This is a genomic window from Pedobacter sp. 01N416 (assembly GCF_056399685.1).
Map to the genome: position 1 here is coordinate 1 of NZ_JBFTRT010000261.1, position 6,654 is coordinate 6,654.

The 6,654-nt window shown below is 37.4% G+C and carries 7 protein-coding genes and 1 riboswitch; of the genes, 5 read left to right on the forward strand and 2 right to left on the reverse strand.

Going from position 1 to position 6,654, the window contains the following annotated elements; translation table 11 throughout:
* Both AC1DND_RS15250 and AC1DND_RS15255 read right to left on the reverse strand, forming a co-directional pair.
* The coding region (locus AC1DND_RS15250; protein ID WP_477582827.1) for a sigma-54-dependent transcriptional regulator at window positions 1–483 on the reverse strand (483 nt) is incomplete at its 3' end.
* 107 nt (window positions 484–590) lie between these two features.
* The gene (locus AC1DND_RS15255; RefSeq protein WP_477582829.1) at window positions 591–1,838 is read right to left on the reverse strand and encodes a serine hydrolase; all 1,248 of its coding nucleotides are present in this window, start codon (window positions 1,836–1,838) and stop codon (window positions 591–593) included.
* A gap of 84 nt (window positions 1,839–1,922) precedes the next feature.
* Window positions 1,923–2,117, forward strand: a riboswitch (cobalamin riboswitch).
* A gap of 97 nt (window positions 2,118–2,214) precedes the next feature.
* On the opposite strand from AC1DND_RS15255, the gene AC1DND_RS15260 reads away from it, so the two are divergent.
* The 5 genes from AC1DND_RS15260 to AC1DND_RS15280 all read left to right on the forward strand — a co-directional run.
* Complete coding sequence (locus AC1DND_RS15260) at window positions 2,215–4,083, forward strand: TonB-dependent receptor plug domain-containing protein (RefSeq protein ID WP_477582830.1); 1,869 nt, start codon at window positions 2,215–2,217, stop codon at window positions 4,081–4,083.
* Between the two features lie 39 nt (window positions 4,084–4,122).
* Window positions 4,123–4,710, forward strand: coding sequence for a DUF6580 family putative transport protein (locus AC1DND_RS15265; RefSeq protein WP_477582831.1), 588 nt, complete (start codon window positions 4,123–4,125; stop codon window positions 4,708–4,710).
* A gap of 125 nt (window positions 4,711–4,835) precedes the next feature.
* Entirely contained in the window at window positions 4,836–5,777 is a 942-nt protein-coding gene (locus tag AC1DND_RS15270) for an ABC transporter substrate-binding protein (RefSeq protein WP_477582833.1), read from the forward strand.
* 26 nt (window positions 5,778–5,803) lie between these two features.
* The gene (locus AC1DND_RS15275; protein WP_477582835.1) at window positions 5,804–6,490 is read left to right on the forward strand and encodes an SIR2 family NAD-dependent protein deacylase; all 687 of its coding nucleotides are present in this window, start codon (window positions 5,804–5,806) and stop codon (window positions 6,488–6,490) included.
* A partial coding sequence (locus AC1DND_RS15280) for a Dph6-related ATP pyrophosphatase (RefSeq protein WP_477582837.1) occupies window positions 6,480–6,654 on the forward strand: 175 nt, incomplete at its 3' end. The genes AC1DND_RS15275 and AC1DND_RS15280, both read left to right, overlap by 11 nt.

Below are 6,654 nucleotides of genomic sequence, written 5' to 3' on the forward strand. Positions count from 1 at the left end.
GGCCTCGGTCGGAGCCACACGTTCTATGGTTTCTTTAATTTTAGAAATACTTTCCGATTCGCCTAAAATCTCTCGGGTTTTACTTGCTTTACGTTTTAAAACCTTGGTTTCGGTAACTAAATTTCCACGGTCTAAACCATTACGAACCGTAATTAATAACCTGTTTAAGTCAGGTGGTTTCGAAATAAAATCAAAAGCTCCTTTTTTACTGGCTTCAATGGCAGTTTCAACTGTTCCATGACCAGATATCATAATGAATGGCAAATCGGGTTTGATGATCTGTGCCTGTTCCAGCACTTCCATACCATCCATCTTATTCATCTTGATATCGCAAAGTACCAGGTCGAAATTTCCTTTTTTGATCATTTCGAGGCCATCAATACCGTTATCGATATCTTCAACATCGTAATTTTCGTACTCCAGAATTTCGCGTAAGGTACTCCTTATCGCACGCTCATCATCAATTATTAATAGTTTAGCCATTAGAGATGTATCCTTTAATTTTGAAATGCGAATATATTATTTTTTAATTAATGTATAGTTTTTTATACAATTAATACGCAATAAACCTTAAAAGATGAGAAAGGTTTTTAATAAGTGTAATCCATCTTAAACTTATTTAAATCGGGCTTTTGTTTTTTAGCTCTTTTTAGTTCCAATTCGTAAATGGTTCTGCCCAGATTTTTCATAAAAGGAAAACAAACTGTTTCGTATTCGTATTTATTATCGTTAAATATGCCATCCTCATTACTATGAACAACAGCGGTTAGGAAATATTCAATTCCATTTTTAAAATCAACGAAATATGAGTTATCAATGATGTAGCCATAGCTATCGCCATATTTATTGAAGATGCGGATATTTGGATCAGGAGTTACCTGTTCCCGTCCATAGTATAACATTTTTGCATAGGTAGTCCAAAATTCTTTCGGATCGTATTTAGGAAAATTACTTTCGGTTGGATATTTACTCATATAAGTATAAATGAGCTTATAATCTTCTTTAGTAAGGTTAAACCGTTCTTTAAGCGGAAAAGCATCAGGAAAAATCAATTTCTGCATCAGTTTCTGTTGATCGTTAATGGCGAAAGCGTTTTTCCCCGCTAAACTGAAAGGTTTGTTTACCAGCTTGTTGGTACTATCCATGTATCCGGTACCCATTACCAAATTGCTTAATTTTAATTCATATTCTTTTGAATCGTACCGGGCAGCCTGATCATACACCAATTGTTCGCCATTGTAAAATTTGATGGGATTGGTATGTTTAGCTGATTCTCCTGCATCGCCAATGGCCAGGCGATTTAAAATGCGGCTATCGTATAATCCGTTAGCTTTCAGTTTTTCATTAATTTCGGCACGACCAATAAACTCGAATAAACGGTTAAAAGCATCATTATCACTGGTAAGCAAAATCTTTTTAACGTAATGCTCTATTGATGGAAGTCCATTTTTAGCACTTGTATCTGTTAAAACCTTCGTTTGTCCTTTATAGGCGCTATCGGTAATCATGGTACTCTTAGCCGTTAAGCCTGTATTTTTTAAGCGGTTTACTTTTTCCAAGGCAAAAATTACAGCGGCTAGTTTAACCGTACTGGCAGGATAAAAATAATGGTGTGGGTCTAAATTGTAGCTAAAGGTTTTAAAAGTGGGTTTATTCTTCGCACCACGGTTAATCTGGGTATAGAGAATCTGGATCTGGTTTTGATCAGGATGATGAAGTACAGCGGAAAAAAGCTCAGGCTTAGACTCCATCAGTTTCTTCAAAAAAACAGTATCGGTTTTTTGCGCCATAACAGATAGGCTTATTAATGAAAATGTAACAATTAATATTCTTCTCATGGGTAAAAATTTGATTCCTAATTTAGCTTTTTCTATTAAAACCACCATTTTCCATCATGCATTTTACATGTTGCTTAATTTTGTTACTTTTGCAGCGCTTTTGGTTTCCGGCATTACACCCGGAATTAAAAGGGAATACAGTGTAAATCTGTAACTGTCCCGCAGCTGTAAGCTCTATAACGGATTTCCAATCAATCTGCCACTGTTCCGACTTGTCGGGATGGGAAGGCCGGAAACCCGGGAGTAAGTCAGAAGACCTGCCTTCAGCATTTAATTTCATAGCTTTCGGGGATTGAAGCTAGGATTGAGATACTTAACGTTTTTCGTATTTTCATTTCCTTTTCTATCTGTTGGCTGTGGGCAAAACCACAATCAAATGAACAAAAAAAGAATGCTAACTGTAGCCAGTTTAGGGCTAGCACAGTTAATGATTAGCCAGGTGGCTAATGCTCAAACACAAGACAGTTTGCAGCTCAAAGATGTTGTAATTTCTGCAACAAAAAATGACCAGAAACAATCACAGACAGGTAAAGTGGTTACGATCATCAGTCGTGAAGTATTGGAGCGCAGTAACGGAAAATCATTGCCAGAACTTATTAGCGAGCAGGCAGGGATTATTGTAGCAGGTTCAAGCAGCAATCCGGGATTAAACAAATCGGTATTTTTTAGAGGTGCAGGAAGTGCTTATGCCGTGGTTTTAATCGATGGTATTGTGCAAAACGATCCATCAGGAAACGGAGGTGCATTCGATTTAAGATTGATTTCTATCGATCAGATCGATCATATCGAAATTTTAAGAGGCGGTCAGTCTACCATTTATGGTTCTGATGCCGTTGCAGGAGTAATCAATATCATCACTAAAAAAGGTGGCCCAAAAGGCAATACCATTTATGGTGTGGCCAGTGCAGGCRGTTACGAAACTTACAAAGGAACCATTGGTTTAAACGGTGGTGTTGAAGGTTTTTCGTATAATATTAACTATACCCACGCCAAAACCGATGGAATTTCAGAAGCAGCAACACCAGTGGGAAGTACAGCTGTATTTGATAAAGACGGCTTTAAAACTGATGCCTTAAATGCGAATTTCGGAATCAAACTGGATAAGCATTTCTCTGTAAATCCATTTGTACGCTACTATTATGGCAATTACAAGTTTGATGGTGGCGCTTTTACCGATGCAAACAATTATTCTATCCTGAAAAACTTTGCTGCAGGTACCAATGCCAAATACGAATTTGCAACTGGTAAAGTAACGTTAAACTATAGTTTCGAAAGTACCAGAAACGATGCGCATAGCCAGTACCCAAGCATTAACGAAGGAAGGGTATCACTATTGGATTTATTCTACAACCAAAAATTGGGTAACAAACTCGATTTATTGGTGGGTATCGATAACCGTGTGATGAAATTATCATCAGCAACAAATAAACCGGAAACCAACATTTTTGCCGCTTACGGATCATTATTCTTACACGATTTAAGTGTGTTTAACCTTGAAGTAGGCGGACGTTACAATAAACACGAACAATATGGCGAAAACTATACCTACTCAATTACCCCAAGCATCAATGTCATTAAAGAGATAAAATTATTTGGAACGGTTTCAACAGCATTTAAAGTTCCTACCTTAAACATGCTTTTTGGTCAGTTTGGTGCTAATTTGGATTTAAAGCCGGAAAAATCGAAGAATTACGAAGCTGGCGTTAATTTTAGCTTTGCTGGCGACAAATTTAGCTTACGTTTAGCAGGTTACAAACGCGATTTAACTGACGCCATTATTTATGCTTACCCTAACGGATACATTAACCAGGTAAGTCAGAAAACCAAAGGTTTCGAAGTTGAACCAGCAGTTAAATTCAGTGTGTTTAACATTAATGGCTATTACGCTTATGTAGAAGGCAATGAGTTCAACTTTGTTGATAATGCCGTTGCTAACTATCTTTTCCGCAGACCAAAACATACATTTGGCATTACTGCAGGTGCACAGGCAACAAGCAATTTATATGTGAGTGCAAATTACCGTTATTTCGGCAAACGTACCGATGGTAATTTTAACACGTATACAGTCGACAATCTACCTGCTTATAAATTGTTAAATGCTTATGCCGAATATGCATTGGCAAAGAAACGTGTAAAGATATTTTTTGATGCAAAAAATATTCTGAACGAAAAATACAGCGAAATTATTGGTTACAATAGTTTGGGCTTCAACTTTAATACAGGTGTAAGTTTTAATATCCGCTAATAAAAATTTAACTTTGTTTAAATATTAACCAGAAATAGCATGTCTCATTTAAAATTTAATCCACGCACTTTAATTTTGTTGTTAATGATATTGGCAATAACGGCTTTACGTTTGCTGGTAACATTCAACTCAGATGAATTAAAGTTTGCTAATTTTTCATCAATAGGAGCAGTAGCCTTATTTGGAGGAGCATATTTTAAAGATCATCTTAAAGCATTCGCTTTTCCGCTATTGAGTTTGTTTTTAAGCGATTTAGTACTTTATACAACCATCTATAAACAGTATGTAGATTTGTTTTTAGTTCAAGAACTTTGGACATACCTTGCAATTGCATTAATGGTTTTAGCGGGTCGTTTCTTATTAAAGAAGGTAAATATTGCCAGCTTATTCCTATCTACAATCGTAATTGTATTCATCCATTGGATTGTAAGTGATATCGGTTCATGGTATAAAAACCCATTGTATACGCAAAACTTAAATGGTTTTATAGATTGCTTAATTAAAGCCATTCCATTCGAGATCAGATTCTTAGAAGGAACAATAATCTATGGTGCTTTGCTTTTTGGCGCTTTTGAAATCTTAAAAGCAAAATACCCAGTATTAAAACTGCAAACACAAGAGCTGTAGAAAGATCCATTGTTTGGCATAACACCAATAAAGTAAAAACAAGATAGAAATCCTCTTTTGATTCGATTCAAAAGAGGATTTTTTTTAACTTAGAATATCAATTCCATTTTACCTTTTACATCCTAATGAAAGTTGTTTCCTTTTTACCTGCTGCCACTAAAATGATTTACGATATGGGCCTGCAAGAATACCTGCATGGCGTAACATTCGAATGCCCTAAAGAGGCTGCAGATCAACCAAAAGTTGTACGTTGCATATTAGAAGGCAAAAACTATTCGAGTATCGAAATAGACCGGATCTTTTCGGCATCAAAAGCGCAAGGCAAAAGTTTGTATTGGGTAGATGATGCACTGTTGGAAAGCATCGCACCCGATGTGGTTTTCACACAAGATATATGCGAGGTGTGCAACATCGATACTGTTTGTACCGAAACAGCCGTAATGAAGCTTAGCAAACAGCCAACGCTGGTACCTTTATCGCCAAATAACTTACAGGATGTTTTCGATTGCGCCATTACCATTGCCAGGGCTTTAGGAAAGGAAGAGGTAGCGTTAAACTATCTGGCAGGCCTGCAAAAGAAAACGGATCATATTTTAGATCAGCTTAGGGCAAACCGTGCACCGTTAAAAAGGATTATGCTAATGGAATGGATCGAACCGATATACAATTGCGGACACTGGATTCCTTTTCAGATTGCAGCAGCCGGTGGCGTTGATATGTTGTCCAATCCTGGTGGCGACTCTATTGTAACCCAGTGGGATAAAATCCTGAAATATAACCCAGAGGTTTTGATTATCGCACCATGTGGCTTTGATATGAAACGAAGCATGGAAGAAATGGAGCTGTTAACGTCAAAATCAGGCTGGATCGATCTTGAGGCAGTAAAAAACAATCAGGTTTATATTGCTGATTTTGATATGTTCACCCAACCTAGCGTAGGTACGCTGGTTGAAGGTATAGAAGCTTTAGCCTGCATGTTCCACCCGGAGATATTTAAGGCAGACGAAAACATAGCCAAAAAATTCATCAGCCACAGCCGGTCTGTGAAATCACTAAAATCAGTGTAATCATTTAATCTGTGTAATCATAATTTATGAAATTAGTTGTTTTAACAGGAGCAGGGATCAGTGCCGAAAGTGGGTTAAAAACATTTAGGGATTCTGATGGATTATGGGAGGGCTATAATGTTTATGATGTAGCTACCCCCGAGGCCTGGGAGAGAAACCCCGAATTGGTACAAGAATTTTATAATGAAAGGAGAAGACAGGTTTTAGCCGCAAAACCCAATTTGGCTCACCAGGTGCTTGCTGAGCTGGAAAAAGACTTCGACGTTGAAATTATTACCCAAAACATTGATGATTTACATGAAAGAGCAGGTTCTACCAAAGTTACCCATCTTCATGGCGTTATTACCAAGTCTCAATCAGATAGAAAAGCTGATTTAACTTATCCAATCGTTGGTTCAGAAATCAAAATGGGCGAGCTTTGCGAGTTGGGTTCTCAACTTCGGCCGCATGTAGTCTGGTTTGGTGAAGCTGTACCCATGATAGAGGTAGCCGCTAAACTTTGCAAACAGGCAGACTTGTTTGTACTGATMGGAACTTCATTGGCCGTTTATCCGGCGGCAGGTTTAATCGATTTTGTGCCTTCCTTTGTCGACAAATACATTATCGATCCAAGAACACCCGATGTAAAACGTTATAAAAACGTGATCAACATTGAGAAAAACGCTGTAGAAGGCATTACAGAATTAAAAGAAATATTAGTCAATGCCAGATAAAAAGCTTTGCATTTTTAATTGGAGCGGTGGTAAAGACAGTACATTGGCCTTACACTATGTCTTACAAGATCCTACTATCGAAATCCGTTACCTGATTACAACAGTTACCGAAAAATATAACCGTGTTTCGATGCATGGCGTTAGAGAAGCTTTACTGATTAAAC

Coding starts and splice junctions, on each gene's coding strand:
- AC1DND_RS15255 (WP_477582829.1), bottom strand. CDS start 1,838: ATGAGAAGAATATTAATTGTTACATTTTCATTAATAAGCCTATCTGTT.
- AC1DND_RS15265 (WP_477582831.1), top strand. CDS start 4,123: ATGTCTCATTTAAAATTTAATCCACGCACTTTAATTTTGTTGTTAATG.
- AC1DND_RS15270 (WP_477582833.1), top strand. CDS start 4,836: ATGAAAGTTGTTTCCTTTTTACCTGCTGCCACTAAAATGATTTACGAT.